General features: G+C 55.4%; 21 protein-coding genes. 11 read left to right on the forward strand and 10 right to left on the reverse strand.

Going from position 1 to position 26,200, the window contains the following annotated elements; genetic code table 11:
* Positions 1–34: 34 nt before the first annotated feature.
* A complete protein-coding gene (gene pgsA, locus ABJK56_RS01795; protein WP_347242953.1) occupies positions 35–673 on the reverse strand; it encodes a CDP-diacylglycerol--glycerol-3-phosphate 3-phosphatidyltransferase in 639 nt (212 codons plus the stop codon).
* A 398-nt stretch (positions 674–1,071) separates the two neighbouring features.
* On the opposite strand from pgsA, the gene murB reads away from it, so the two are divergent.
* The 4 genes from murB to rpsI all read left to right on the forward strand — a co-directional run bounded on the left by murB (position 1,072) and on the right by rpsI (position 4,266).
* A complete protein-coding gene (gene murB / locus ABJK56_RS01800) occupies positions 1,072–1,950 on the forward strand; it encodes a UDP-N-acetylmuramate dehydrogenase (RefSeq protein ID WP_347242954.1) in 879 nt (292 codons plus the stop codon).
* Positions 1,951–2,290: 340 nt separating this feature from the next.
* Positions 2,291–3,076, forward strand: coding sequence for a hypothetical protein (locus ABJK56_RS01805; RefSeq protein ID WP_347242955.1), 786 nt, complete (start codon positions 2,291–2,293; stop codon positions 3,074–3,076).
* 232 nt (positions 3,077–3,308) lie between these two features.
* Positions 3,309–3,776: a 50S ribosomal protein L13 gene (gene rplM / locus ABJK56_RS01810; RefSeq protein WP_347242993.1), complete on the forward strand. Its 468-nt coding sequence runs from the start codon at positions 3,309–3,311 to the stop codon at positions 3,774–3,776.
* 67 nt (positions 3,777–3,843) lie between these two features.
* Positions 3,844–4,266, forward strand: coding sequence for a 30S ribosomal protein S9 (rpsI, locus tag ABJK56_RS01815; RefSeq protein ID WP_347242956.1), 423 nt, complete (start codon positions 3,844–3,846; stop codon positions 4,264–4,266).
* Positions 4,267–4,532: 266 nt separating this feature from the next.
* Here rpsI and ABJK56_RS01820 read toward each other — a convergent pair whose 3' ends face one another.
* From ABJK56_RS01820 to ABJK56_RS01830, 3 genes are all read right to left on the reverse strand, one after another.
* Positions 4,533–5,687 carry a VCBS repeat-containing protein gene (locus tag ABJK56_RS01820; RefSeq protein WP_347242957.1) on the reverse strand — a complete coding sequence of 385 codons (1,155 nt, stop codon included), beginning with the start codon at positions 5,685–5,687 and terminating at the stop codon, positions 4,533–4,535.
* Positions 5,688–5,710: 23 nt separating this feature from the next.
* On the reverse strand, positions 5,711–7,105 hold the full coding sequence (locus ABJK56_RS01825) for a Gfo/Idh/MocA family oxidoreductase (RefSeq protein WP_347242958.1): 1,395 nt from the start codon (positions 7,103–7,105) through the stop codon (positions 5,711–5,713).
* Between the two features lie 194 nt (positions 7,106–7,299).
* On the reverse strand, positions 7,300–8,292 hold the full coding sequence (locus ABJK56_RS01830; RefSeq protein ID WP_347242959.1) for an HD domain-containing protein: 993 nt from the start codon (positions 8,290–8,292) through the stop codon (positions 7,300–7,302).
* A 403-nt stretch (positions 8,293–8,695) separates the two neighbouring features.
* Here ABJK56_RS01830 and ABJK56_RS01835 point away from each other — a divergent pair, with 403 nt between their 5' ends.
* The gene (locus tag ABJK56_RS01835) at positions 8,696–10,468 is read left to right on the forward strand and encodes a proline--tRNA ligase (RefSeq protein WP_347242960.1); all 1,773 of its coding nucleotides are present in this window, start codon (positions 8,696–8,698) and stop codon (positions 10,466–10,468) included.
* 260 nt (positions 10,469–10,728) lie between these two features.
* On the opposite strand, the gene ABJK56_RS01840 is transcribed toward ABJK56_RS01835, so the two are convergent.
* The 3 genes from ABJK56_RS01840 to thrC all read right to left on the reverse strand — a co-directional run bounded on the left by ABJK56_RS01840 (position 10,729) and on the right by thrC (position 14,334).
* Positions 10,729–11,742, reverse strand: a complete 1,014-nt coding sequence (locus ABJK56_RS01840; protein WP_347242961.1) for a YhdH/YhfP family quinone oxidoreductase — start codon at positions 11,740–11,742, stop codon at positions 10,729–10,731.
* A 194-nt stretch (positions 11,743–11,936) separates the two neighbouring features.
* Complete coding sequence (gene dapB, locus ABJK56_RS01845) at positions 11,937–12,728, reverse strand: 4-hydroxy-tetrahydrodipicolinate reductase (protein WP_347242962.1); 792 nt, start codon at positions 12,726–12,728, stop codon at positions 11,937–11,939.
* A gap of 196 nt (positions 12,729–12,924) precedes the next feature.
* Complete coding sequence (gene thrC, locus ABJK56_RS01850; protein ID WP_347242963.1) at positions 12,925–14,334, reverse strand: threonine synthase; 1,410 nt, start codon at positions 14,332–14,334, stop codon at positions 12,925–12,927.
* 400 nt (positions 14,335–14,734) lie between these two features.
* Between thrC and ABJK56_RS01855 the strand changes: the two genes are divergently transcribed.
* On the forward strand, positions 14,735–16,471 hold the full coding sequence (locus tag ABJK56_RS01855; protein ID WP_347242964.1) for a SpoIIE family protein phosphatase: 1,737 nt from the start codon (positions 14,735–14,737) through the stop codon (positions 16,469–16,471).
* Positions 16,472–16,492: 21 nt separating this feature from the next.
* On the opposite strand, the gene ABJK56_RS01860 is transcribed toward ABJK56_RS01855, so the two are convergent.
* Positions 16,493–17,278 (reverse strand): 2-phosphosulfolactate phosphatase, encoded by a 786-nt coding sequence (locus ABJK56_RS01860; protein ID WP_347242965.1) that lies wholly within the window; start codon positions 17,276–17,278, stop codon positions 16,493–16,495.
* Positions 17,279–17,743: 465 nt separating this feature from the next.
* Between ABJK56_RS01860 and ubiE the strand changes: the two genes are divergently transcribed.
* The 5 genes from ubiE to recG all read left to right on the forward strand — a co-directional run bounded on the left by ubiE (position 17,744) and on the right by recG (position 23,451).
* Positions 17,744–18,487 carry a bifunctional demethylmenaquinone methyltransferase/2-methoxy-6-polyprenyl-1,4-benzoquinol methylase UbiE gene (gene ubiE / locus ABJK56_RS01865; protein WP_347242966.1) on the forward strand — a complete coding sequence of 248 codons (744 nt, stop codon included), beginning with the start codon at positions 17,744–17,746 and terminating at the stop codon, positions 18,485–18,487.
* Complete coding sequence (locus ABJK56_RS01870) at positions 18,484–19,170, forward strand: flavin prenyltransferase UbiX (protein WP_347242967.1); 687 nt, start codon at positions 18,484–18,486, stop codon at positions 19,168–19,170. The genes ubiE and ABJK56_RS01870 overlap by 4 nt, the downstream gene beginning before the upstream one ends.
* 72 nt (positions 19,171–19,242) lie before the next feature.
* On the forward strand, positions 19,243–20,151 hold the full coding sequence (locus ABJK56_RS01875) for a 4-hydroxybenzoate octaprenyltransferase (RefSeq protein WP_347242968.1): 909 nt from the start codon (positions 19,243–19,245) through the stop codon (positions 20,149–20,151).
* Between the two features lie 35 nt (positions 20,152–20,186).
* On the forward strand, positions 20,187–21,350 hold the full coding sequence (gene mqnE / locus ABJK56_RS01880) for an aminofutalosine synthase MqnE (protein ID WP_347242969.1): 1,164 nt from the start codon (positions 20,187–20,189) through the stop codon (positions 21,348–21,350).
* Positions 21,340–23,451 carry an ATP-dependent DNA helicase RecG gene (gene recG, locus ABJK56_RS01885; protein ID WP_347242970.1) on the forward strand — a complete coding sequence of 704 codons (2,112 nt, stop codon included), beginning with the start codon at positions 21,340–21,342 and terminating at the stop codon, positions 23,449–23,451. Before mqnE ends, recG begins: the two co-directional genes overlap by 11 nt.
* A gap of 66 nt (positions 23,452–23,517) precedes the next feature.
* Here the strand turns inward: recG and rnhA are convergent, their stop codons facing one another.
* Complete coding sequence (gene rnhA, locus ABJK56_RS01890) at positions 23,518–24,042, reverse strand: ribonuclease HI (protein WP_347242971.1); 525 nt, start codon at positions 24,040–24,042, stop codon at positions 23,518–23,520.
* Positions 24,043–24,247: 205 nt separating this feature from the next.
* Positions 24,248–26,050 (reverse strand): ATP-binding protein, encoded by a 1,803-nt coding sequence (locus ABJK56_RS01895; protein ID WP_347242972.1) that lies wholly within the window; start codon positions 26,048–26,050, stop codon positions 24,248–24,250.
* Positions 26,051–26,200: the final 150 nt, after the last annotated feature.

A 26,200-nucleotide genomic window follows, 5' to 3' on the forward strand; every position in this document is an offset into this window, starting at 1 on the left:
GAAAACCAGCGATTCGGGTGGGACGGCCACAATATCACGCCTCCAAGCGCCGAAGCTGCCGCAAACCGACAATTACATAGGCCACACCGGAGTAAACGGTCAAAATGAGCGTGCCATAAGTGAAAATGACCAGGAGGGTCCACAGCCCCGGATCTTTTGTGGGGGTTGCTTCAAGATCAAGGTAGAGAAAGGCAACGACGGCCAGAATGCATTGAAACGCCATCTTGAACTTTCCCGACCATTTTGCCGAGAAATCCACTGTCTGGCCTTCCAGGAAGCTCCGCAACCCCGTGATCAGCAGTTCCCGGCTAATGATGACGACCACGATCCAAGGATGAAGCCCTCCAGGGGTTTCGAGCATCTTTGGATCAGCGGCTAGAAAAACGAATGTCCCACAGATGATGAGTTTATCAGCAAATGGGTCCAGGACGCGTCCTAGAGAGGTTACCTGACGCAGCCGCCGTGCCAAAAAGCCGTCCAACCAGTCTGTTCCCGCTGCGACCAGAAATAATATTAACGACGGAAGATACCCTAACTGTCTATGAAAAGCGAGCGTCACAAACAGAAAGATTGTCAAAATAATTCGAAGTGAGGTAATGGTGTTGGGGATATTCCACCAATTCATTTTTTCCCCCAACGTTTGCAAAGTACGACTATCGATTCGATTATTCATTCTCGTTTGCCTCCGCGAGTCGCAGCGAGCGTTCTCGACCGTGCGTCGGCCCAGGAACTCGTGGTAACCTCCTGGGATTTGTGCGCTATTACCGACCGATGGTTGGGATTCCACGGACGGTAATTCAAACGCGGCAGAGATGGGCCAAGGTGTTGCTGTGCAATGAACCGGATCGCTCGTTGAATCCAGGATATGCCGAGGTCATAACTGCCGCCGCTTGCTTCTTTGCCATGGGCTAATTGTAATCTACCGGACTGCCCCGAGGGCTCGCAATCGCCGCTTGAGACTGCACCACGCGGGTAAAGGGCGGTCTGCGAAACCCCCTTCGATTGGGTCGGGCGAATTGGGTAGAATTGGACAATCAGGCTAAACGGTCAAGGTCCAAAAGGAGTCTGCGAATGTCAAGGTGGAAAGGACTTGAAAAGATAGTCCGAGAGCAAGAGCCGCTGGCCATGCATACATGGCTGGGCGTGGGGGGACCGGCGGAGTTTTACGCCCAGCCACGCAACCAGGACGAATTAATTGACCTTGTTCAGCGAGCTAATCAAGAAAACATTCCCGTTCGCGTACTTGGCAACGGTTGCAACATTTTGATTCGGGATGAGGGGGTTTCCGGGCTAGTCATCCATCTCGATCATCCCGCTTTTGCAGACATTCGGGTCGTTGAAAATGCGGTAATTGCTGGAGGTGGGGCGAGTTTGCCGAAGGTAGTCACCACATCCGTGCACGAAGGACTTGCCGGTCTGGAAGTTCTCACGGCGATTCCGGGCACTGTTGGCGGAGCAGTCCGCGGAAATGTGGGAGCACACGGCGGGGATATCGGTCAGTGGGTGGCAGAAGTAACACTCGTTACGCACAGCGGCGAGGTTGTCGTCCGGCCGCGAAATGAGATTGTTTTCGGTTACCGGCGTAGCAGCCTTGATGATCTGGTGATCCTCCAGGTGCGGTTTGAGCTCCAGCCGGAGGATCCCCACGAGCTGGCACGGCGACTTCAAAAACTTTGGATTGTTCGCCGTGCTGCACAACCGCTGGGACACCAGGCATCTGTGAGGGTGTTTCGAGATCCCCGGGGGACCGCCGCGTCCGATCTCATCGAGGCGGCAGGCCTGAAGGGCACGCGAATCGGCGGAGCCGTGGTCTCCGACCGAAACGCCAATTTCATTGTTGCCGAAGCAGGTTGCACCACGGCCGATATTCTCCGATTGATCGATCTCATCCGAACACAGGTTTCCAATCGCCTGGGCGTCAATCTCGAAATGGAGTTGGAAATCTGGTAGGGTGGTTTCGTTGCGGGCTTTGCTCATCTGACCGTTCCTGACGCGCCTCGCAGTCAGCAGGTCACGAGCCCTCCGCGCCACTTTTGTGACGATTGTTCCAAAGACATTACTGTCAGACTCTCTGGTCAAGTCCTACGCGATGTGCAGCCGAAACACGTTGTGAGAAAATATGCGCGGGGGCCGGTATTCCTGTACGCTTTGTGGGGCAAAGTCAAGTTCGCTCAACGCCATGATGGCTAGGTCCAAACCGAAAAAAGGAAAAACGAACGACTCCGAGCGTGGTAATTCCCCAATCGTCCGCGGAGTTCGCAGGGTTGCTGCTTGGGGATTGCTCGGTGTCGTGGCATTCATTACCACGCGAATTCTGTGGGACGAGCACCGAGACCGATTGCTCGCCGATTCGCGATTCTGCCTGGTTCCTGAAGAGGTTGACGTGGGTTCCCTTCCGCCGTGGATTCACCAGGACCCCCGACCTGAGTTTATTCTGGATGCCGCTCAAGGCGGATCTCTTTCCCTTGCTGACCGGGATTGTTTGAGGAGGCTCGTCACTGCAATCGAAAAGCATCCGTGGGTCAACCATGTCAGCCGGGTAGAGAAGCGCTTCCCTGGGGTAGTGGTCGTACAACTGGAGTGGCGGCGACCTGTGGCGATGGTCCGCGTTCCGGGAGGGCTGCTACCGGTCGACGAGACCGGCGTTCTTTTACCCACGCGCGACTTCACACCACTAGAAGCCGCCCGGTACCCACGGATCGAAGGGGTGGAATCCGCACCCCAAGGACCGGCGGGTAGTCAATGGGCAGATCCTCTCGTGAAATACGGGGCGAGTCTTGCCGCTCACCTACTTCCCGTGTGGGCCAAGTATCAGTTTCGATCGATCATGCCTCTACGGCAAAGTCAAGCGTCTCAGGACGTTGAATTCCAAATCGCTACAAAAGAGGGGAGTATTATCCTGTGGGGCGATGCAGAAAATGGCGGACAGGACCGCGGACGAACCATTAAGAAGCTCCAATGGCTCGAAGAGTACTATCGAGAGCATGGGTCCTTTGTGGGGCTGGACGGGCCGCTCGTTATTGATCTCCGTCCAGTGGAGCCTCAAATTAAGGCCAAAAACTCGCTCCACAGATGACAGCCGGGCTACTGTCAGGTGGCGGTACCCCTTGGCACGGGAGTCTTTCACTGCTACACTAACTTTTTCCGTAATGTTACGAAGCTCGCGCGGGACCAGGCCTCGGCACTCTCCAACGCGAATGGTAGGTTCGATGGTGTTGGTGCGTCGCGTCGGGCAGGCTTTTGGAAGTACCCGTTTGTCCCAAGACTAGGTGCGAACGGGGGGCATCATGAGGAAGAAATTAGCCGTGATAAAAAGCTATTTGGCGAAACCCGGTTCGTTGAAGCCGAAGTGGTATCTGGTGGATGCTACCGACAAGGTGGTCGGCCGACTGGCGTCCGACATTGCTACTATCCTTATGGGAAAACATCGGCCGACGTATACCCCGCACGTGGATACCGGGGACTACGTGATCGTCACGAATGCCGAAAAAGTGATATTCACGGGCAAAAAGTGGGAGCAGAAAGAGTACACCTGGTATACCGGTTTTCCCGGGCTTCGGTCCGAAACGGCGGCCGAGCGGAAAGAAAGGAAACCCGAAATGATTCTGTACGAGGCGGTGCGCCGGATGCTGCCCAAGAATCGGCTTGCCAAAAAAATGCTTCGCAAGCTCAAGATTTATGCTGGACCGGAGCATCCTCATCAGGCTCAGCAGCCCACGCCAATTGAGCTTGGTGTCAAGGAGAAAGGTCGATTTCGTCGGTTTTTGCCCGTGTGACTTTCTCAGGTGATCAGGAAGGCGACGTTTATTGATTTGAGGAATCAACTTGACGGGTTAATAAGTCATGGTGAAAAAAGTCGTTATTGAGGGCAAAGGGACAAACGATTTTCTGGGAACCGGGCGTCGCAAGGCCACGGCCGTGGCCCGGGCAAGAATTCGGCCGGGTCAGGGACGGATTGCTGTGAACGGCCGGGCTCTGGAAGATTACTTTCCCAACGAACTGTATCAGAAGCGTGTGCTTCAACCTCTAGAGCTTACTGGCCGTTTGGAGACCGTGGATGTCATTCTGCGCGTGGCAGGCGGTGGAATATCAGGCCAGGCGGATGCCTGTAAGCTGGCCATCGCTCGTGCCCTCGTGCGTATGGATCCCGAGCTGCGGCAGACTCTCCGTGATGCGGGCCTGTTGACTGCAGATGGCCGGAAAAAGGAACGGAAGAAATACGGTCTTCACGGTGCCCGTCGCGGAACGCAATTCTCCAAACGGTGAGTCGCGGCTGCCTGTCATTCCTCCCCCCAGAGTTTCCACAAAAAAATTTTTTCAACCCGCGAACCTTTCGTTGATTGCAGCGTAGAGTATAAAAGCATAGCCCACCTCCTTCGACGATCGGCCGCGCTGGCCCCCACTGGCGCGGCCGATTTCTTTTTGCTCTTGCCTCTCTCAGTCGCTTCCCGATTTAGTGGTCTCGACCTCTAACACCTTCGCCGGTGCGAAAGCTCTACGCGGCGTCCAGTACCGGCGGAAATTCTTCTCTGCTACTTCGTCGGATTTATCAAAATCCCCATAAAGGGGGCATGATGGTGATATGGCTTGACGAGGATGTCCAAATCGCAGTCACCATCGACGTCCGCGAGCCGTCCTTCATGAATCCCCTGTCCCCGGTAAATGACCTCGTCACGAAAATTCCCTTTTCCATCCCCCCACCAGACGATGATGCGCGCATCATCACCGGCCCCCGGGCTCCCCATTTCTCCAATCATGATGTCGAGATGACCGTCAAGGTTGAGGTCGGCAATTTCGCATGTATGACCGTGACGAACCGCCCCCAGCATGTGCACCTGCCACCGCTTCCCATTCCATTCATACCATTTGGCATCCCCGTCGGCGTCGCCTGGGGAAAAGACTACCTCGGCAAAACCGCCCGGCACAAGCTGTCCTGCGGCGCACTGGGTGAACCGCATACTGTCATCAATCGTGTGCGGAACAAACTCTCCATTGCCGTACTTAAACCACGCGCCTCCACCCACGATGTCAATGAGTCCATCGTTATCCACATCAACCGGCTGGGACGGGAATCCCTCGTATTCCGCACCAGCAGTCCAGCGGAAGATCTCTTTGCGAGGCCACTCACTTGCGGCCTGCACATTCTCGGGAATTTCAAAAAGCAGTAGCTGCCGTGCACCCTGGTTCCAGCTTACAAGCTCAGCGTGACTGTCGCCATCAAAATCGCCAATTGTTTGGTCATGGTGCTTCCTTCCACCAGTCTTCTTAATCGTCCGCCGAACCCAGGGGCCGTCGAGTTTGGGAAAGGGATTCTCCCACCACCACATTTCGGAGCCGCTTGCGTCCTGCCCCAGGATAAGGTCCAGGTCCCCATCGCGGTCGACGTCGAAGGCGACGCCACCTGCCTCCGGCCGGAGATGCGAGTCATCAATCACGACGCGCTGCCATTCCTTATTTGTGTTGCGGAAGAGTACGATCGAAGGGACCTGCGTTCTCTCTCCAACAACGAAGTCGATCCTCCCGTCGTCGTCGAAGTCGCCTGGCACGAGACACGTTTGTTGATCCCCTGCATTAGGGAGGGGAAGGTCACCGGTGCGACTACTGATCAGGCGCCAGGCCTCCCCAGCTTTAGCAGCACGGTTACAGATTGCCCACATAACAAGAACTGTGATAAGCACCTTCCACACGGCTTGACCTCACTGAAACAGAATTATTCCTTACCTATCTCCCATCCTTTGCGGCGCTCTCTTCGAAGCGCAGCATTGGCTGCCGCATGGTTGACAATTTCCCCTCGCTTGGGCTCGTACTCCAGCTCTTCTCCCGGAAACAGCGTAGCCACATTGCCGAGCATTAGGAATTCGGTAAGCGGACCGGAATAACCGAAGTGTGACATTGTCTGACCGCGACCTTTGCAGGCCGCCGTCCATTCCCTTTCGTGACTCCCTCCTCGAGGAAGAATTTGGGGCGGACCTTCCTGCTCTGATGTGCGGCCCGACGGCAAAAGAACAAATGTCGAGTTGTGCCCTGTGGCGTGGATCATTTGCCGCGTACCGCAGATAAGACAGCCTGCGTGATCTTCCCACTTCTTTTGCCCGGCATCTCCCCAGTCAAGTTTCTTCCCCATGAGCTCCTCAACATGTGCTCGGCGTCCGGGCGAGCCCGCGCCGTTGAACCATTCAAAGCGGACAGAGGGAAGCTCGCCCCGGGCCGGTACTTGCCAGCGAACAATTTCCCACCGGGGAAAAGTGTGCTGCGTTCGGCTGTCCACCTCGGCCACCACGCGGATCCGCCCTGCGCTGCCGGGGGACCACAGCGAGTCGATCCGCAGGCCCATAAAAGCCATGTTGGCAGAATGCGACGCCCAATTCCCCAGGTTTCCGGTGGCAAAATCCCGCCACACATGCCAGTTCAACCACTGTTCGTGGAAGGGTCGGTTGGGAGCAGGGCCAAGCCAGACGTCCCAATCGAGGTAGTCAGGAACGGGTTGTTCTCCAGTCGGCAACGGCCGATCGCCTGACCCGCCGCTATCTTTCCAAACATACACCTCGTGAACATCGCCAAGTGCACCAGTTTGAATCAGCTCCACTCCCCTGCGGAAGGCATGTGTTGCGGTTCCTTGATTGCCCATTTGTGTGACGACTCCAAACCGAGCAGCGGCCTCTCGAAGCACACGCGCCTCCCATACATCGTGGGTGAGTGGCTTCTCGCAGTAAACATGCTTTTTGAGGCTCATAGCAGTGTACGAAATCATAGCATGATTGTGGTCCGGCACGGCTACCACCACCGCGTCGATGCGATTGGCCATCGAGTCGAACATCCGTCGAAAATCCCGAAACTTGGGCACGGACGGGAATCTCCCAAAAGCGCCCGCGGCGCGGCGTTCATTGACATCGCACAATGCGACCACGTTTTCCCCGATCTGCGGGATCGCTTGCACAAACCAGGACCCGCGTCCGGATACGCCCACCAGAGCCACGTTGAGACGCTCGTTGGCCTGATAGGTCGTGGCACTCGCCGCAGACTTTAAGATGATTACGGCAGAAAGACTTAGCCCGCCTCGCGATACTTGAGCGAGGAATTCACGACGACGGCATGGGCCAACCATTGCTGATGCCTCCCGCAATCAACCAAATAGGCAGAACCGCTGACGCAACGGCCTTCAGTGTAATAGTCGCCGGTGGCGCCTACAACTGTTTCGAGGATAAAGCAAGCTGGGACACTACCGGGTTCTAGGTCCCGAGAAGCCACGCCAAAGATGGAAAGCGAGGGCGCAACCTTTTAGCACAATTTGTGGAGTGCCTAAGTCTGAGGACCTTCACCGTCCGACCACCCGGTTCCTTTGTAGAATCTCCGATTGAGCACGGGGCAGTAGGAGGTCCACGTCCCCTCTGGGAGCGGATCGCCTTGGATCCTTTCCAAGCATGCTGCCATTCTGGAGTCAAGGTAATCCAGGCAGTGGAGCGCCACTGCTTCCGGGGTCATCGGAAGTCGAAAACTTCCGAATTCGTACTCCCCGTGGTGACTGAGGATCATGTGCTTCAGACGAAGGCGCAACTCGCTGGGAAACTGTTCGCCGACCAACTCTTCTGCTTTGGAAATTGCTTCGTTAAGCATTTCTAATCCCAACGCCAGGTGCCCAACCAGTTGACCTTCATCCGTGTAATTAGATTCAGGGTCGGGTGATAACTCAGCAGTTTTTCCCACATCGTGCAGAAAAACTCCTGTTAATAGGAGGTCGCGATTGACTGCCGGATATAACGGAGCCATTTTCAGTGCGAGCTCCAGCATGGTCACCAGGTGAACTACCAGACCACCCGGGTAAGCGTGATGGAATCTGACACCGGCGGGAACTTTGGCTAGTCTCGCCATAAAGTGTTCATCTGTGAGGAAAACTTCCAAAAGTGCTCTCAGGTGGGGATTTTCCACGGAGCGAAGAATCTGGGCTAAGTGATTAAGGTTCTGGTCGAGTTTCTGCTGGGTCAGTGGAAGAAAATCGGCGGGGTCAACTTCCTCAGGTGGAACCGGTTTTACTCGAGACAGAATGATCTGCAAATTTCCCTGGTAAACCTGGGTGACGCCTTCCACTCGGACATAACCTCCGGGAACAATGGATTCCAGGAGGCTCTGGTCAGCGTTCCACAGTCGCGCGTCAACGGAGCCCGTGCGGTCGGACAACCTCATCTGAAGATACAGTACTCCGTTACGATTCGGCCGCATTTGACGGCTGGAAACGAGATAGATTTCGTTCACACCCTCTTCCGGCCGTAGATGACTGACAAATTTCCGAGTCATTGGTTCCGCCTTGGAGCTTCTGAACACTTCCAACTCGCCGCACCATGCAGAGGACTTAGCCCGGGGCTCAACACACATCGGGCTGCCGATTTTGGGCCACCGCGCTCCACCTGTTGGCTTTTTCTGCCCGCGGAACGCTTCAGTGTAGAATAGGCATTCCCCGCCGGTCAACCCACGTGACCTTGTAGGAACGTAGGCCGCTGGTCTAAAATCACAGTTTCTTAAGGCTCGCCGGGGAACGCAGAGCGATCAAAGAATGTCCTCGGTTCTGGAGTCCCGATGTGGAAGCTCTTAACCGAAACAGCGTTACCTGAGAAAAACTTATTGCAGGTTTGCTGGATGGAAGAGAATTTGCAAGATTTTTGGTCCTTCATTTGAAAATTTCACCGAAGGCGATCGAGGCATGTTGTGGTCCAAAACTTTCATCCCCACACTTAAAGAGACCCCAGAAGGGGCCGAGATTCCCAGCCATGTGCTCATGTTGCGAGCGGGACTTATCAACCAGGTCATGGCAGGTGCCTACACGTACCTGCCGCTTGGGTTGCGGGCACTGCGGAAAGCTGAGCAAATTGTCCGTGAAGAAATGGACGCCGCAGGAGCAGTGGAATTGCTCATGCCCAGCCTGAGCCCGCTGTCTCTTTGGGAACGAACAGGCCGTGATAAGGCCTTCGGGGATGTTCTTGTTCGTGTTGAGCTGAAACGGCAGAACCGGAAAGTGAATGCAGTGCTTGGGCCCACTCATGAGGAGATTGTGACCGATTTGGTGGCCCACCATATTTCGAGCTACCGCCAGCTTCCCATCACGCTCTATCAGATTTCACCCAAATTCCGGAATGAAGAGCGACCGCGGTTCGGTGTCCTGCGGACCAGCGAGTTTCTCATGAAGGACGCGTACAGTTTCGACACTTCGCTAGAGGGCCTCAACCGCAGTTACGAAGCAATGTATCGCGCCTATTGCCGTATTTTTGACCGGTGCTGCCTGGCGTACCTTCCGGTGGAGGCCGAGAGCGGCCCTATCGGCGGGGAAGCCAGTCACGAATTCATGGTGCCCGCCAACAATGGTGAGGATAAGATTGTCCACTGTGCTGCGTGTGGTTACGCCGCGAATCTTGAACGTGCCGAGATCGGCCCGCGAAGGGCGGAGCAGCCTACTACAACCGAGCCAGCACCCCTTGAGCGAGTTCCGACTCCCGGTGCAAGCTCGATTGATCAGGTGAGCCGGTTCTTGAACTGTCGTCCCCAGGATTTGATCAAGACACTCATTTATCTTGCTGACGGTCAACCAGTTGCGGTTCTCATTCGGGGAGATCACGAGGCCAACGAAAATAAAATCCGTCGTGCTTTGAAGGCGAAGGAGATCCAACTCGCGGACCCAACCACCATCGAGCGCGTCACTGGTGCGCCGGTTGGATTCGCAGGTCCTGTGGGACTCAAGGAAAACCTCACAATAATAGCGGATTATGATATCCAGTTCATGCGCAACGCGGTGACGGGGGCAAATGAGGCTGATACCCATCTGAAAGGGGTCAATCTGGGGCGAGATTTCAGTGTTGAGCGGTTTGCAGATCTTCGTTGCGCCCAAGATAACGACCCGTGCCCGCGGTGCAGCGGGATCCTTCGACTCCGGCCGGCCATCGAGGTGGGACACGTGTTCAAACTCGGGACGAAGTACTCGGAAGCTTTGTCGGCCCGCTTTCTTGACCCCAGCGAGCAGCTTAAGCCGATTATCATGGGATGCTACGGTATCGGCATTAATCGCATTCTTGCAGCGCTCATCGAGACCACCCACGACGAAAATGGCATTATCTGGCCAGTGGCACTTGCGCCCTACGAAGTGGTGATTGTGCCAGTCAACGTGGCCGATGAAAAATCGCGTGAGGTGGCATTCCAGCTTTACGAAGCCTTTCGGAGGGAGAACATCGAGGTCATTCTGGATGACCGTGATGTCAGGGCCGGGGTCAAGTTTAAGGATGCCGATCTCATTGGATTCCCAATGCGCGTGGTGGTGGGTGAACGGGGACTGGCCCAGGGAAATGTCGAGGTGAAATGGCGATGGGACAAAACCGCGCAGCTTATGCCAGTGGACAAGGTTGTGACGGAAGTGTCCAAGTGGATTTGCGAAGAACGGAAAACCGGTTCACGCTTCAAAGCTGCCCTTTACGGCAGCAATGAGTAGGGCAGTGGCTCAATTCTCACGAATTTGCTGCTTTGGTTGGTTGTCGGGCACACACTCGCTTTGCCGCGCCGACGATCGCCGTAAAAAGAAAAAGTTTTCAGCACCCCGGGCCTGCAAAAGGACGCAGGATCGTTCAACGCCCGAGAGCCGATGTTTTCCCCATCCGTCCAGGAATAAGACAAAGGATCGTCGCTGGGCACGTTTTGCTCAGGTGACGGGGTAATCTCTCATGAAGAAGTGACGGGGAAAGGTACTGGAATTTACCGCCTCAGCGGCACACGTGATCCGCCGACCTCAACGACGATTCGACCCATCACTTCTCCGTTGAGAATTCGGTCGAACCACATCGGCAACTCTTTGAGTGGAACGATCTTTCGAATGCGATCAAGATTTTCGATACGCCAAGGTCCCGCGAACTTTTCCCAGATGGCAGCCTTTTTTGCCAGGGGTTGCCAAGCTGCGTCGATTCCCGCGAGGGTAACCCCACGCAGAATGAAAGGATAGACCGTCATCCGGAGGTGAGCACCGCCGGCCAGACCGCACGCAGCCACACAGCCAGAGTGTTTCGTCGCGCGGAGGATACTGGAGAGCATGTTGCTCCCTACAGTATCCACTCCTCCAGCCCAGCGAGCGGATAGCAGGGGCTTTTCAGGATCCGCGAGCACAGCATCGCGGCCTACGACGGAGCGAGCTCCAAGTTCGCTCAACAGCCCGTGGGCCTGTGCCTTGCCGGTGACCGCCACGACATCAAAGCCCAGCTTCCCCAAAATGGCGACAGCAATTGACCCAACCCCGCCCGATGCCCCCGAGACGACGACCTGTCCGCTTTCCGGGCTGATACCGTGGTAGAGAAGAGAGTCGACGCAGAGGCCTGCCGTAAGACCGGCCGTGCCCAGTGTCATTGCGTCCACAAAATCCAAACCTTCTGGTAGCGGAAGCACCCAGTCAGCCGGAACGCGCACCAACTCTGCGTAGCCGCCCCAGCGCTCCGCCCCCAATTCGTATCCCGTCACGATCACCGGGTCACCCGGCACGAACTCATAGACTCCGCTCTCTTCGACAGCTCCGGCAACATCAATTCCAGGAACGTGGGGAAATTTTTTCACTATCCCCGGATGGCCGCGTGCGGCAAGCGCGTCTTTGTAATTGAGCGACGAGTACGCCACCCGAATCACCACTTCTCCCGGTGGAAGCTCGGCAGATTGCGCCCGACCCAGAGAAATGTTAGTCTGCCCGTCGTTCGACTTGGTTACAAAAAGGGCTTCAAAATCCATAGAGATCGCGGGGTACAACGTAACTGCCTGGCGTCAATGAGACGTTTTTATTGAGCTGTATCCTTCTGTCAGGTCCAATATTTGCCAGAAGAATTCCTTCGCAACGTGGGCGTGCTTACGTTTTCCGTCCTGCGGAAATTGTACCCACTGAATTTTCCCGACGTAGATGGGCAACGCCCGTGTGGACTGCAATATCAGAGCCCTAGCACGTCACGCATTCCATAAAGCCCCGGTGGCTGTTTCACCACGAACCGGGCAGCAGCCAGAGCTCCTTTGGCGTAGGCATCCCTGTTGGTGGCGCGAACCGTGATTTCCAGCGTTTCGCCGAGCAGTCCAAAGATAATTGTGTGTTCCCCCGGGTTGTCTCCCACACGCACGGCGTGATAACCGATTTCCTCATGTGGCCTGCGGCCGGGTCGGCCCTGGCGACCATGCCGATGCACAATTTGCCCCATTACCTGGGCGATCAATTTTCCAAACTGCAGCGCTGTCCCACTTGGGGCATCCTCCTTAAAACGATGATGGCGTTCAATAATTTCGACATCCGCATCCTTATCTTTGAGCGCCTCGGCAGCCATTTGACATAACTTCATAGCGATGTTCACCGCGAGGCTCATGTTTGGGGAATGGATCACGGGAACAAATTCTGCTAGTTCCGCGAGGGCGCGGTCCTGCTCGGGAGTGATCCCGGTGGTAGCAAACACGAGGGCGAGGCGGTTGTTGCGGCACGTCTTGATGACGCTGTCAAACCCACTGACATGGGAGAAATCAATCAACACGTCGGCTTCGCCTTGGAATTCCGCGGAGAGCGGGACACCAAGAGGCTCTCGGCCGGCCACGATCCCAGCATCTTGACCAAGCTTGGGATGATTGGGGGCTTCCAGGGCTCCGACGATGACAAAATCGGGCTCCTCAGCGGCAAGAGAGATAATCCGCTGTCCCATTCGACCAGCCGCCCCTGAGACTACCGCACGTATCTTCTCCATATTTTTCCCTTCGCGATCCGAAAACCTTGTCACGCAAGCCAATCTACGACAGCCTTTCGGGTACAGGCGGACAACATTCCCAAAGGTTTTCCTGCCTGTTAGTCTTCATTCTGCAAAATCAGAACACAGCAAGTTGCCAAAAACGGTTGGTATTCTCACGAATTGAATTTCACCTTTTACCTCTAGTTAAAGCATTTCATCCGTAAAGCTGAATGGCTTTGATGATTTCATTCAAATCATTGGCCACGCTCACTGCGCGATTGGCGAAGGTTGCTCTTCGCACCCCTCGTTTACCGAGCACCTCGTTGAACATTTGCTGATCCGTGGTGTGATAAGCAACCGTCGCGGTAGGGTCTTTAAGCTGATGACCGGTAAGGATGCAGACGACGCGCTCGTCTTTTGCGATGACTCCCTCACTGACGAGTTTCTTGGCACCGGCCACACTCGCAGCACTCGCCGGCTCACAACCTAATCCACCAGCACCGACCTGTGCTTTGGCATCCAAAATCTCTTGATCCGTCACCTCGCGAACGACTCCCTGACAGACTTCCAGAGCCTGTAAACATTTCCAAAGATTGACGGGGCGATTAATTTCAATCGCGCTGGCAATTGTCGAAGCCCGGCGTCCCTCGCGATCCATTTCTCCATAAAACTGGGACAGTTTCGCGACATCGACTCGACCCCCGTTCCAGCGAAGCCCCTCGCATTCGTAGAGCCGATAGAGAGTGTTGGCGCCAACAGCGTTAATGACGGCCAGGCGAGGCACCTTGTTGATTAATCCGAGGTCCCGCAGCTCGCGAAAAGCCTTTCCAAATGCGCTACTGTTTCCCAGATTTCCCCCAGGGACGACAATCCAGTCGGGGACTTCCCACCGGAGTGCCTCCAACACCCGGAACATGATCGTTTTCTGCCCTTCCAGCCGAAATGGATTAACACTATTGACAAGATAGATACCCAAGGAGCGGCTCACCTCCTGGACTCGTCTCATCGCATCATCGAAGTCCCCAGCGATTTGAACAGTCAGTGCCCCGTAGTCGAGGGCCTGCGCCAATTTTCCATAGGCAATTTTGCCGGATCCGATGAAAATAATAGCCCGCATCAGACGCGTCACAGAACAGTAGAGCGCTAGGGACGCACTAGTATTTCCGGTCGAAGCGCAGGCCGCCCGGGTGGCTCCGACCAACCGGGCGTGAGTGAATGCGGCGGCCATCCCGTTGTCTTTGAAACTTCCCGAAGGATTGAGGCCTTCATACTGGAGAAACAGGGATCCCGGCCGGAGTCCAACATATTCGGCCACCGGGTCTGATCTTTGAAGGATTGTTTGCCCTTCGCCGATTGTGACGCACATTTGACGAGGGGCAAATGGCAGAAGGGCATGAAATCGCCAGACGCCACTGAAAGAATGGGGATCAGCACGCCGACACCAGTGTTCTTCAAAATCGCGGAGCGCCCGGGGAAGCGGCAGTTTATCCCACTCATAGGCCACTTCCAAAAGGCCGCCGCATTTTGGGCAGGCGATGTGCGTTTCGTCCACTGCGAAAGTGGCTGCGCACTGGGGAAATATGCATCGTTGGTAGACAGGATCTGAACGAGTGATGGCAGACACTCCTTCTCAACCCGCGATCTGTGAGCGACGCATCCCGGAAACCAGGTCCAATACAGTGTGAAAATCGGTTTTTAATCCCGATTCTCCCAAAACGCAAGACCGGCAGGCAAGGGAGGTACCGGGTTGGCGCAAGATTTGGTAGCCTGCGATCTGGAGGTAAATTCGGGTATGGTGTTAACCTCAAACGCACGAAACACGATGGAGCGAAATAATATTTTTTGCCCTCGACAGCAGCGAACGGGAACCACCACCCGACGCGGAGACACCAGCGTCAATGAACCGCTCGGCTGCCACCGGCAATCATGGGATGGCCGATTGCCATTCTGGTGAAAAACGTTACGTTCGGGGATAATAGACCGCCGGGGATAGGCGTCAACCGATTCAAACAGGGTTTTTGAGTATGGCCGAGCTGCGTCAAATTGAAGGTCCCGATCGGGGGCGAGTTTTCCCCATCAATGCCGACTGCGTGATTTTGGGACGGCATCCGCACTGCAATATCGTCCTGGATGTCGGAGCCGTGAGCAGACAGCATGCGCAAATCGTGAGAACACCCACCGGCTATTATTTGGAAGATCTGAATAGTCGGAATGGAACCTTCCTGAATGAGCACAGACTGCATGGGCGGCAGCTGCTCAAACATGGGGACACGATTCGGATTTGCGACCTTGTGTTTGTTTTTCACGATGCACCCTCGGATACCGGTGAGGGGGGACAAAGCACTCTCACGGCGGCCGCGTGGGTAGAGGACGAAGAACGTTTTCGGTCGGGGTCCACCATTATGTCGCGGCTGGACGCCACTTCCCCCACCAATCGCCTCCAGGTCAACCCTGAGGCGAAATTGCGGGCGCTTATGGAGATTAGTCAGAACCTCGGGAAGGCCATCGGTCTGGAGCAAGTTCTGGACAAAGTCATGCAGAGCCTTCTCAATGTCTTTATCCAGGCTGATCGCGGCTTCGTCATTTTGCGAGACCAGAGCAGCGGAAAATTGATTCCTCGGGCTGTTCGTTCTCGCCGCCCGGAAGATAAGGAAAACTTGCGAATCAGCAAGACGATCGTCAATGCGGTCGTGCAGAGCAAACAGGCCATTCTATCGGCTGACGTGGCTACCGATTCACGCTTTGACCTGAGCCAAAGCATTGCCGATTTTCCCATTCACTCAGTGATGTGTGTTCCTCTCATCGGCAGTGACGGCACTGTTCTTGGGGTAATCCAGATGGACACGCGCCAAAGAAGGGCGCGCTTTACCCAGGAGGATTTAGAGGTGCTCGTGAGTGTGGCCAGTTTAGTGGCGGTCGTTGTTGAGAACGCCATTTTGCATGAAGCGTCTGTACGTGAAGAACTTCTTCGGCGGGAACTAGCCCTTGCTCACCAAGTGCAGCAGGGGTTTTTGCCGTCCTCTCCCCCCAAAATTGAAAACTATGAGTTTTTTGATCATTATGACCCTGCCCATGAAATTGGAGGTGATTACTTCGACTACGTTTCTCTGCCCGCCAAGCGGTTGGCCATTGTTCTGGCCGACGTTTCTGGAAAAGGGATTGCGGCTGCCCTGCTGATGGCGAAACTTTCCGCCGAAATGCGATATTGCTTGGTGAGTGAGGGCAGCCCCCAGGCGGCACTGAAACGTCTCAACAGTATTTTCTGCAGCGAACGGTGGGAAGATCGGTTTATCACGATGATTTTGGCCATTCTCGATCCGATCACACACCGGTTTTGGCTGGTCAACGCGGGCCATTATCCTGCAATTTTGCGAAGAGCCGATGGAAAAATCGAGATTCTGGGCGAGACCCATGCCGGGCTACCAATCGGTGATCCGAAAAACGGAGAATACGTAGCCGAAACCGGAGTCTTTGAACCCGGAGACGTGCTTGTGCTTTATACTGATGGAATGCTCGATGCCCTTAATGAGTTAGGGGAAAGCTTCGGCCAGGATCGCCTGCTGGAGGTCATTCGGCAAACGTCGGGTCGGGCCACAGACATCGGAAACGCGCTTGTGAACGCCGTGCACCGTTTTGTGGGGACACGAGCGCAGACCGACGACATTTGCCTTGTGGTCCTGGGCCGCAACGCCAATCAGGGTTCCGTCGAGCATTCCGCCGAAGAAGCCCGACAACAGCCTTCTGCCAGTCCTTCCGAATGATCTAGTGAAAATCCCGGGAAATCATCGGCCCACGATGATTCCTGAAGCCGGATCAAATGTGGGAAGGCAGGAAAAGCGATCCAACCGTGCAGCCTCCAGGATATCGTTTTCCATGCCCGCTGCGATGAGCTTTTCTCCAGCCCGACTGCGTTTGAGTTGATTGGCGAGAAGTTCTGGAGGGACTGGTTCAGCTCCCGACACATACGGTTCGACAAAACTCGCCTGCCAGTTCTCCCGCGCTGTTAATGCCTGGGCGTTCATTTCGTATCGCAGTCCACTGCGGCGTTCCAGGCGATCCACGAGATAACCCGCGAAAAGTACGTCGTCCCGAGTTACCTCGCCGTCGGCTCCTGCACAGAGCAGGTGAATGGCGGAAGTTTCCTCGAAAAGCTCCTGAAGGACCCGCGACGCATTCACGAAAGCCCCTGCAATCACCTTGGAAGCCTTCCGACACCGACGAAAGGCCTGAGTTCCATTGGTCGTGGTCATAATAATGACGGATCGAAAGACCCGTTCGGGCTGAAACTCCGTCGGCGAATTGCCAAGGTCGAACCCGGAAATGGGCAGGCATTCCCGTTCACCCGCCAATAGGACGTGAGCATCGGGATCCGTTTGACGCAGCATTTCTGCGAGCCGCTCGGCCTCTTCAACCGTGCCGCACGGCACAACAGCAGTAGCTCCCGCTGCAATGGCGTGCACAATCGTCGTGGTTGCCCGAAGAATATCAATCACCACTACGGTGCCCGTTGCGAGCTCATCTGGTTCCACAAGATTCGGCAACGCATAAACGTTAATGCGCGGTATCATGATGGCATAAACCGTAACAGTTTGAGCGAAGCAACCCACATTCGGGATCTACTCGAGTTGGGGCACATCCAGTGAAATTGTTAACGGAAAGCTGTTTACCGCGAGTGCCTGCCCAGGTTCCCGCGCGGTCTACGACATTCCTGGTCAACACATTACGTAAAATACGGCTCCTTAACAAGACCGAATGGGCAGTTTGGCTAAAGGACGTAAAACTGAGTATGTCCGCTCAGCCGCGCGGTCAGGTCAACCACGCCATTTTACCCGAAGGATACAATAAGGTATTAGCAGCAGGCAAACGGCGAAACCAATTCAACCCCGACAGATAAGACTCGGGAGCCGGGCGGATGTACCTCAGCCGGATTTGTTGCACGGGAACACACCAGGCTCTTGCAACTCGTGGAGGTACTTCCGCTGACGGGACGCATCCTTCATGGGGAGGCGCATGAAAAACAGTGAGAGCGTCCGATGACTGAGATTTCGATAGAAGTGCGAGATAGGCCTTGGGCGAAGGTGGACAAGCAGGCGGATCGCATCCGCGAGATGTTCGCCGAGATATCGCCTCGCTATGATTTTCTCAATCATTTCTTGTCCTGCGGTCAGGATATTCTGTGGCGGCGCAAGGTGGCGAGGCTATTGAAGAACCTTGGACAGGGGCCGGCGCTCGATGTGTGTTGCGGCACCGGAGACCTTGTCCTGGAGTTTTTTCGCGTGGTCCAACACCGTGTGCCGCTTGTGGGAATTGACTTTTGTCGCCCCATGTTGCGACTCGCGCAAAAGAAAGCTCAGAAAAAAAGTGCAAAGATATGGTTTATCGAGGGTGACGGCTTGAACTTGCCGTTTCCAGACGACCAATTTGCCGTGGTGGCGGTTGCCTTTGGTTTACGGAACATGGCCGATCTGCAACGAGGCCTTGGGGAAATGTATCGGGTGTGCCGTGCGGGCGGCGAGATCGCCATCCTGGAATTCACTCTTCCGCGTGCCCCAGTGTTTGGAAAGCTTTACCGCTTTTATTTCCAACACATCCTGCCGCGAGTCGGCCAGTGGGTGGCGCCGAATCGGCATGAGGCCTACGGCTATCTTCCGGCGAGTGTGCTTGAATTTCCACAGGGCAACTCCCTGTTGCGGGAAATGGAACGGGTGGGGTTAAGGCATCTTTGGCATCGTTCGTTTACCTTCGGTGTGGCAACACTCTACGTGGGTACCAAATGAAACGACAAATTGTTGTCGCCATTACGGGAGCAAGCGGCGTGACTTATGCCGTCAGACTGATTGAGGTCCTCCTGGCGGCCGCCTGCGATGTGCACCTGACCATTAGTCGAGCGGGACGCACAGTCCTCAAGGAGGAACTTGATCTTTCTGTGGACTTGGAGAACTTTGCCCCGGGCATGCTACTCCTCGACAATACAGAAAGGGAGGAGGACCCCAAATTAAAGGTCATGCGAGCGATTGCCGGCGTCACCGGAGAGTCGAGTCATGTCCTGGCAACACCGGTGGGAGAACCGGGGCAACTCACCTATTATCACTATAAGCGTTTGACGGCCCCTATTGCGAGTGGTTCTTTCCCAACAGATGGAATGGTAATCTGTCCATGTTCGATGAGCACCCTAAGCACGATTGTCCACGGGGGAGGAACTAACCTCATCCACCGAGCTGCGGAAGTGCACCTTAAAGAACGACGCAAACTCATTCTGGTGCCCCGAGAGACTCCCCTCTCCGTGATCCACCTGCGTAATATGGCGCTGGCGGCCGAAGCTGGCGCCGTGGTGCTCCCAGCAATGCCAGCCTTTTACCATGGCGTGGTTACGATTAGGGACTTGGTCGATTTTATCGTAGCCCGAATTATCGACCAGCTCGGTATTGAAAATGAGCTGATTCGCCGGTGGGGAACGTAGGGTTCGCGGGTTGAGAAGTTTGATCTGGTATTTTGTGCACGGGCTTGAGACGTCTCGGACGGAATAAAAGGTATGGAATTAGCAAACTCCGGTATAAAGGGAAAGGCCCGAGGGATTTTCATAGCCATACGGAATTACCTGGAATTGATTCGTTTCAGCCACACGCTGTTTGCGTTACCATTCGCAGCGCTTTCAGCGGCCATGGCGTGGGCGGAAACACCCTTTCGACTCCGTGATCTGGCGGGATTCCTCCTGTGCATGGTATTTGCCAGAAGCACTGCGATGGCATTCAATCGTCTGGCGGATCGGGAGATCGATGCACGGAATCCACGCACGGCTATGCGACACCTGCCGCGGGGGATTCTCACGGTGTCGCAAGTGGCACTCTTCACTGTCGTCTGCGGCGTGGGTTTCGTTCTTTCAACTCTGTTGTTTCTCCCCAACGTCTGGCCAATCTTGGGTGCTGGGCCTGTTTTGTTGTTTCTTCTGGCGTACAGCTATACCAAACGATTCACCTGGCTCTCTCATTTTTGGCTTGGGACAGCCCTCGCCCTGGCACCGGTGGCTGCGTGGGTGGCGATCACGGGACGCTTCGACGGGCCTCCCTTTGTGCTCGCCGGGGCGGTTATTCTTTGGGTGGCGGGTTTCGATGTGATTTATGCTTGCCAGGACTATGAGTTCGATCGCCAGGCCGGATTGAAAAGCCTACCAGTATGGCTGGGTGTGCCCACGGCCCTCCGCTGCGCCGCGATTCTCCACGCAGGGATGGTGATTGTTTTGGCCTGTTTACCCTTAGTTTATTCGCGATTGGGAACTGCGTATTATGCGGGGATCATAGGGATCGCCGGGCTGTTGATTTATGAACATTTGATCGTACGCCCGACGGACCTCAGCCGCGTGAACGAGGCTTTTTTCCATGTGAACGCGGTGGTTAGCTTGGGAGTTTTTCTCGTCGGCGTCTGCGATATTTGGATCCTGTGAAAGCATTTAGCGCTGTTTGATATGGGAACCTGGCAATGAGCGTCACAACTTTGACCACACGTTCTGCCATTCGGAAGCGACTGGAAGAAATCCAAAACAAGGTCTCAGCAGGCAATCGGTTGTCTTTTGAGGATGGGCTCTTTTTGTTTCAACCTGAAGTGTCTCTCCATGAGGTTGGCCGACTAGCCGAAGAAGTATGCGTTAAGCGGCACGGACGAAACGTTTTCTATAACCTCAATATGCATCTTAATCCTACGAATGTTTGCGTTTATCGCTGCAAATTGTGCGCATTCTATCGCACAGGCAAAGAATCTGACGCCTATTACATGACGGCGGATCAAATTCTCAAGCGTGCAGAGGAAGCCGATCGATCCGGATGTACCGAAATCCACATCGTGGGGGGCCTGCCGGGTGACAAGCCGTTTGAATGGTACGTGGAAATTCTGCGTCTTATCCACAGCCATTTCCCACGACTTCACTTGAAAGCCTGGACAGCGGTGGAAATCGCCTGGTTTTGCCGGATTTCCGGTTTGTCTGTGGAAAGGGTGCTGGAACGCCTCATACAGGCCGGTTTGGGGAGTCTTCCAGGGGGCGGTGCTGAGATTTTCCATCCGGAGGTGCGGCAGAAGATTTCTCCCGGCAAGGCCGATGGCGAAACCTGGCTTCATATTCACCGCACGGCACATCGCTTGGGGCTAAGAACCAACGCCACAATGCTTTTCGGGCATATTGAGACGCCCGAACACCGGCTCGATCACATGTTGCGGCTCCGTGAACTTCAGGATGAAACAGGCGGTTTCCAGGTGTTCATTCCCCTTCCGTTTTATCCACAGGGGACAGCTCTCAGCCACCTTCCCAAACCGTCCGCCTTCGACTGTTTGCGGACGCTTGCCGTGGCAAGACTCTTCCTGGATAATTTCCCGCACATCAAAGCTTACTGGATTGCTCTGGGAGTCGGGCTCGCACAAACTGCCCTCGCTTATGGAGCGAACGACCTTGACGGAACCGTCCGGTATGAAACGATCTATCATGATGCGGGTGCAGAATCGCCGGAGGCTCTGAGCGTGGAAGAGCTGTGCAGGTTGATTCGGGAAGTCGGACGGGAACCGGTGGAACGGGATAGCCTGTATCGTCGGGTGAGAAGGGTCAGTCCGACGGAATGGGACATTGTGGAAGACAGTCAGTCGCATGGGAAATGAACAGCCCAGCGTTCGCCGGTCACAGTCGGCAGCAGAGGAGAGTCCTCTCCACCAGCCGGTGCAGTACGTGAAAGGGGTTGGCCCACGCCGGGCCGAACTTTTGCGACGGTTGGGCGTGGAAACGGTCGCCGACCTACTCTTCTTTTTTCCGCGTACGTACGAGGATATCAGTGATGTTCGAAACGTTTCCAAGTTGGAAGAGGGTAGACTACAGTCCGTCATCGGGGTGATCGAAGATATTGACAGCCGTGTGACCCGCAGTGGACAGACCGTTGTGGGGATGGCTGTGGCGTGTGAAGATGGCTATGTCCGTGCGCTGTGGTTTCAACAGCCCTATCGGCGCGATCTGTTTCGCGTAGGACAGCGGGTCATGCTCTCTGGGCGCCCGCGACGAAACGGCTTGTTCTGGGAAATGGCTCATCCCCGGGTGATCGTACTTGGCGAGGCGGAACGACCACAAGTTGCACCTCTGCCGGTATATCCGCTCACAGAAGGGCTCGCCCAATGGCAAATGCGAAGGATCATGGAACATGCCGTGGGCACCTACACATGTTATCTGGAAGAGGCCCTGCCACCTGAGCTGCTTGCCAAGCGCCGTCTTTTGCCGATTCAGGAAGCTGTCGAGCAGATTCACTTTCCCACCGACCGAAACCGTTTAGAAGAGGCACAACGTCGATTTATTTATGAGGAGCTGTTGATCCTCCAGCTGGCGCTGGGCGTTAAGCGCTACCAGCAAATCACATTGAAACGGGCACCCATTCTCCAGCTCACTCCCAAGATTGATGCGAGAATCCGCCGGTTGTTTAAGTTCTCGCTAACGAAGGCCCAGGACCGTGCCGTTGCAGAAATTGCCGCCGATATGGGTCGGCCCGTCCCCATGAATCGACTTCTCCAAGGTGATGTTGGAAGCGGCAAGACGGTCGTAGCGCTCTATTCGATGCTTTTGGCAGTGGCGTGCGGTTATCAGGCAGCGCTCATGGCCCCGACGGAGATTCTGGCTCGCCAGCATTTCCAGACCATCGACGAATTGCTGGCTGCCAGTCGCGTCCGCCGGGCACTTCTCGTAGGCGGTTTGTCACCAGCCGAAAGGAATAAAATTCTCGAGCAAATTGCTGAAGGGAACCTTGATTTGTTGGTGGGGACTCAGGCCATTATTCAGGATGAGGTCAAGTTTCATCGACTGGGACTGGTTGTAATCGATGAACAACATAAGTTTGGAGTTCGTCAGCGCGCTGCGCTGAAGGGTGCGGGGGAAGAGCCCCACTACCTCGTCATGACCGCCACACCAATCCCTCGGACAATCGCAATGACACTTTTTGGCGACCTCGATGTGACCGTTCTGGACGAGGCACCGCCGGGCCGCAAGCCGGTACGGACATTTCTGGCCAATTCCGAACAACGAGGCCAGTGGTGGGCTTTTTTTCGCCGTAAATTGCAGGAAGGACGGCAGGGATACGTGGTGGTACCCCTTGTGGAGGAAGATGAAGATGCTGAAGTAAAAAGCGTCGAGGGGACGTTTCGTGAACTCAGTCAGGGAGAGTTGGCTGGATTTCGGCTGGCTGCCATCCATGGCCGGATGACCAGTGAAGAAAAGGAAGAAGTGATGTCTCGCTTTCGAGGGGGTGAGATCGACGTACTCGTTTCTACTGCAGTCATCGAGGTCGGTATCGATGTTCCCAACGCAACTTTGATGACGATTGAGAACGGCGAGCGATTCGGACTGGCCCAACTTCACCAACTGCGGGGGAGGGTGAGCCGCGGCCCGGTGCCAGGTTATTGCTGTGTGTTCTCGGATTCCACGTCGCCCGAGACTAAACGGCGATTAGAAGCGTTTTGTCGTACAACTAACGGATTTGAGCTGGCAGAAATCGACTTTGCATTGCGGGGACCTGGAGAAATTGTCGGAACACGGCAGCACGGCTTGCCACCGTTTCGCATTGCGGACCTGGTGCGCGATCGAGAGGTTGTGGAACTGGCTCGTCAGGACGCCTGGGAGTTGATAGCGGCAGACCCCGGATTGGCCCGTCCCGAACATCGCCGCTTGCGCCGCCTCGTTCTGGCGCGATACGGAAAAAGTATGGCGTTGGCCGATGTGGGTTAAACGGCGTGCAGTTGTGAGGTTGCGGTCCCTTGGCAGGCTCCGAGGCGGCCGCACCGCGCAGCCGGGTTAGATGGTTTTATTTGCTTTCGGCTCCCCTTTCTGCGATTGGACCAGCTCTTGATAGGCCTGGACTGCCAAGCGGTCACACAGTTCATTTTCCTTATGACCAGTGTGGCCGTGGATGTGCTGAAACTCCACCTCGTGGATGGAAAGAAGCTCGTCCAGCCGCCGCCACAGATCCTCGTTTTTTACAGCCTCATTTCCTGATCGTTTCCAGCCTTTGGCCTTCCATCTGGGGAGCCATTCTGTAAGTCCTTTTCCCACATAAACACTGTCGGAAATCAGGCGGACACGGCTGGGTTTGCGGAGTGCCTCCAGGCCTTTGATAACAGCCATGAGCTCCATTCGATTGTTCGTCGTGCTGGACTCCGCACCGGAGTTGATGAGTTCCTTTCCCGACGCCGGATGTCGCAAGATAAATGCCCAACCGCCCGGGCCTGGATTACCGCTGCACGCGCCGTCGGTAAAAAGAAGAACCTCCGGGCGCCGGTCGGTCGGGTTAGGACTCTTGCCTGATCGGGAAGTACTCATCGTTCTTTAGAAACCCCTGAGCGGGAAGGTGAATGCGGTAACAATCCATGAATGGCCAAATTGCCGATGCCGTAGTGCTGCCGGTCCAACGAACGCTTGTGCGTTTCTGACACTTCAAGGAATACGGCAGGGCTGCGTCGCGACCCGCCATCTCCGAGGGTGTGGGAGGCACTTTCGGAATTCCACGGAGCTTTGGGCCATTCCTTCAGCCTGCACGGCTGTCGGCGGCGGCTGATTGGGGGCGACGCACTGATCTACCGCGGTCGAATCGCATTTTCTCAAAATCAGATAGCCGGAGGCCCAGGCCGGAGTCTTCCTGCTGTTGGGGAGAAAGCGTCCAGGGCAAACGCACGGTAAAAACGCTTCCTCTTCCCAGTTCACTTTCCACGGAGACTTCACCACCCAGAAGTCGGCAGAGCTCTTTCACGATGCTCAATCCCAAGCCGGAGCCGGGGTATTCGCGCTTGAGCGGGTCTCCATCGGGCATGGCCGTCCGCCCCTGCCGAAATTTTTCGAAGATGATCTGCTTATCCTCCTCAGCAATTCCCACGCCGGTATCTGCCACGCGAAGAATCAGGTCTCCGTTGGCGTCACGGCGAACAGAAACCCGAACAGCACCGCCCTCAGGCGTGAACTTAATCGCGTTGGAAAGCAAATTGTTGAGAATTTGCGCCACCCGGTTTTGATCCTGAAACATAGGCGGAAGGTTGGGAGGAACATCCACAGTGAGCTGCAGGTTTTTCTTTTCCGAGAGCGGCCGGGCCATATCACACTGCGCGTGCACAACCTGCTCGATGGAAAACTCGGTTGGCGTGATTTCCATTCGGCCAGCTTCCATCTTCGCCAAATCGAGAACATTATTGATCATGTCCAGAAGGATCCGCCCCGATTTTTGAATATTCTGGACGTACCGGCGCTGCTTTTCATCGAGAGAATCGATCGACGCCAGTACCTCGCTGAATCCCAGAATACTATTGAGCGGAGTTCGCAGCTCGTGGCTCATCGTGGCCATAAAGTCGCTTTTAATTCTGTTGAGCTCATAAAGCTGCATGTTGAGCTGGGCCACTTCGTCCAGCTTGGCATCTAGTTCAGCGTTCACCTGGCGCAGTTCGTCTTGGACGGCGACAAGGTGACTGAGCATACGGTTGAAGGCATTGGCCAGCAGTTCAAATTCGTCGCGCGTGTGGATATGAGCGCGCAACGCGGTATTGCCCTCGGTGATTGCCTCACTGACTGCCCGCAGATGTCGCAACGGCCGAATGATCACGTAGCGAATAGTCACGTAGAACGCGATCATAGCCAGAAAGGCCGTGACAATTGCCACCGCGAGGAGCATGCTCCAGTACTTCATGATGGCCGCCTGGGTAGGACCGTTGGGGATGGTTACCTGGAGCACCGCCATGAGGTCCCCTTCGCGCAATGGGCTTCCCATGCCCACACTTGCGGCGGGATTGTAGCCGGCGCCTTCCAGAGCCAGATGACAGGCCACGCAAGACTGTTCCGCCCAGATCGGCTGGTAATATTGATACGTTCGCCCTTGATCGACAAGCCGTTCCGCGTACAGGGGAGTCTCACTCTGAGCCCGCTCTTCCGGTGACATCTGCGTGAAGCGCTGTACGAGTTCGGCCTCCATGGCGTCGGCAGGAGGTCCCACGTCTTGAGACGGCCGCACGGGACGGTCGGGAGGCTGGACAAATCGCCATTGATATCCGTGTTGCGTCCGACTCCGGATCACTTCTGTCAAGTAGTTCACGAAATCTTTGTTGGGCTCCATCGCCGCGTAATGCTTGGTCAGCATCACTTGATCGGCAAGAAGGCGCGCGGTATCCGGATTCTGGCGGGTGACCACCTCTCCCGTGACTCGCCAGTAAAGAAGCACACTCACAGCAATGACCAACACCAGGAAGACACCGAACAAGAAAAGGCACTTGACCTCGAGGCTGGTTTCCACGAGGGCCCGGTTGAGACGTCGTTGTGGGATTCGCGTTGAATTGATGGAAGAGGCCATTGCTGCTACATAAAAAGCATGGTTTAGCTATTCTATGCTTTTATCTTAGTCGATCGGCAGCAAACAGAAAACACGAGAGTTTCTACGCGGGGCACGCCGTGGGCCAATAGATTACCTTCGAGTCGCCCGTTTCTTTTCGTTTTGCCGCCG

It is taken from the genome of Thermogutta sp. (genome assembly GCF_039793925.1).
Taxonomy (GTDB): domain Bacteria; phylum Planctomycetota; class Planctomycetia; order Pirellulales; family Thermoguttaceae; genus Thermogutta.

Excerpts from the sequence above, each read along its gene's own strand:
- pgsA (WP_347242953.1), bottom strand. The coding sequence starts at position 673 with ATGAATAATCGAATCGATAGTCGTACTTTGCAAACGTTGGGGGAAAAA.
- murB (WP_347242954.1), top strand. The coding sequence starts at position 1,072 with ATGTCAAGGTGGAAAGGACTTGAAAAGATAGTCCGAGAGCAAGAGCCG.
- rpsI (WP_347242956.1), top strand. The coding sequence starts at position 3,844 with ATGGTGAAAAAAGTCGTTATTGAGGGCAAAGGGACAAACGATTTTCTG.
- ABJK56_RS01825 (WP_347242958.1), bottom strand. The coding sequence starts at position 7,105 with ATGGTTGGCCCATGCCGTCGTCGTGAATTCCTCGCTCAAGTATCGCGA.
- ABJK56_RS01830 (WP_347242959.1), bottom strand. The coding sequence starts at position 8,292 with ATGACTCGGAAATTTGTCAGTCATCTACGGCCGGAAGAGGGTGTGAAC.
- ABJK56_RS01835 (WP_347242960.1), top strand. The coding sequence starts at position 8,696 with ATGTTGTGGTCCAAAACTTTCATCCCCACACTTAAAGAGACCCCAGAA.
- ABJK56_RS01840 (WP_347242961.1), bottom strand. The coding sequence starts at position 11,742 with ATGGATTTTGAAGCCCTTTTTGTAACCAAGTCGAACGACGGGCAGACT.
- dapB (WP_347242962.1), bottom strand. The coding sequence starts at position 12,728 with ATGGAGAAGATACGTGCGGTAGTCTCAGGGGCGGCTGGTCGAATGGGA.
- ABJK56_RS01855 (WP_347242964.1), top strand. The coding sequence starts at position 14,735 with ATGGCCGAGCTGCGTCAAATTGAAGGTCCCGATCGGGGGCGAGTTTTC.
- ABJK56_RS01860 (WP_347242965.1), bottom strand. The coding sequence starts at position 17,278 with ATGATACCGCGCATTAACGTTTATGCGTTGCCGAATCTTGTGGAACCA.
- ubiE (WP_347242966.1), top strand. The coding sequence starts at position 17,744 with ATGACTGAGATTTCGATAGAAGTGCGAGATAGGCCTTGGGCGAAGGTG.
- ABJK56_RS01870 (WP_347242967.1), top strand. The coding sequence starts at position 18,484 with ATGAAACGACAAATTGTTGTCGCCATTACGGGAGCAAGCGGCGTGACT.
- ABJK56_RS01875 (WP_347242968.1), top strand. The coding sequence starts at position 19,243 with ATGGAATTAGCAAACTCCGGTATAAAGGGAAAGGCCCGAGGGATTTTC.
- mqnE (WP_347242969.1), top strand. The coding sequence starts at position 20,187 with ATGAGCGTCACAACTTTGACCACACGTTCTGCCATTCGGAAGCGACTG.
- recG (WP_347242970.1), top strand. The coding sequence starts at position 21,340 with ATGGGAAATGAACAGCCCAGCGTTCGCCGGTCACAGTCGGCAGCAGAG.
- rnhA (WP_347242971.1), bottom strand. The coding sequence starts at position 24,042 with ATGAGTACTTCCCGATCAGGCAAGAGTCCTAACCCGACCGACCGGCGC.
- ABJK56_RS01895 (WP_347242972.1), bottom strand. The coding sequence starts at position 26,050 with ATGGCCTCTTCCATCAATTCAACGCGAATCCCACAACGACGTCTCAAC.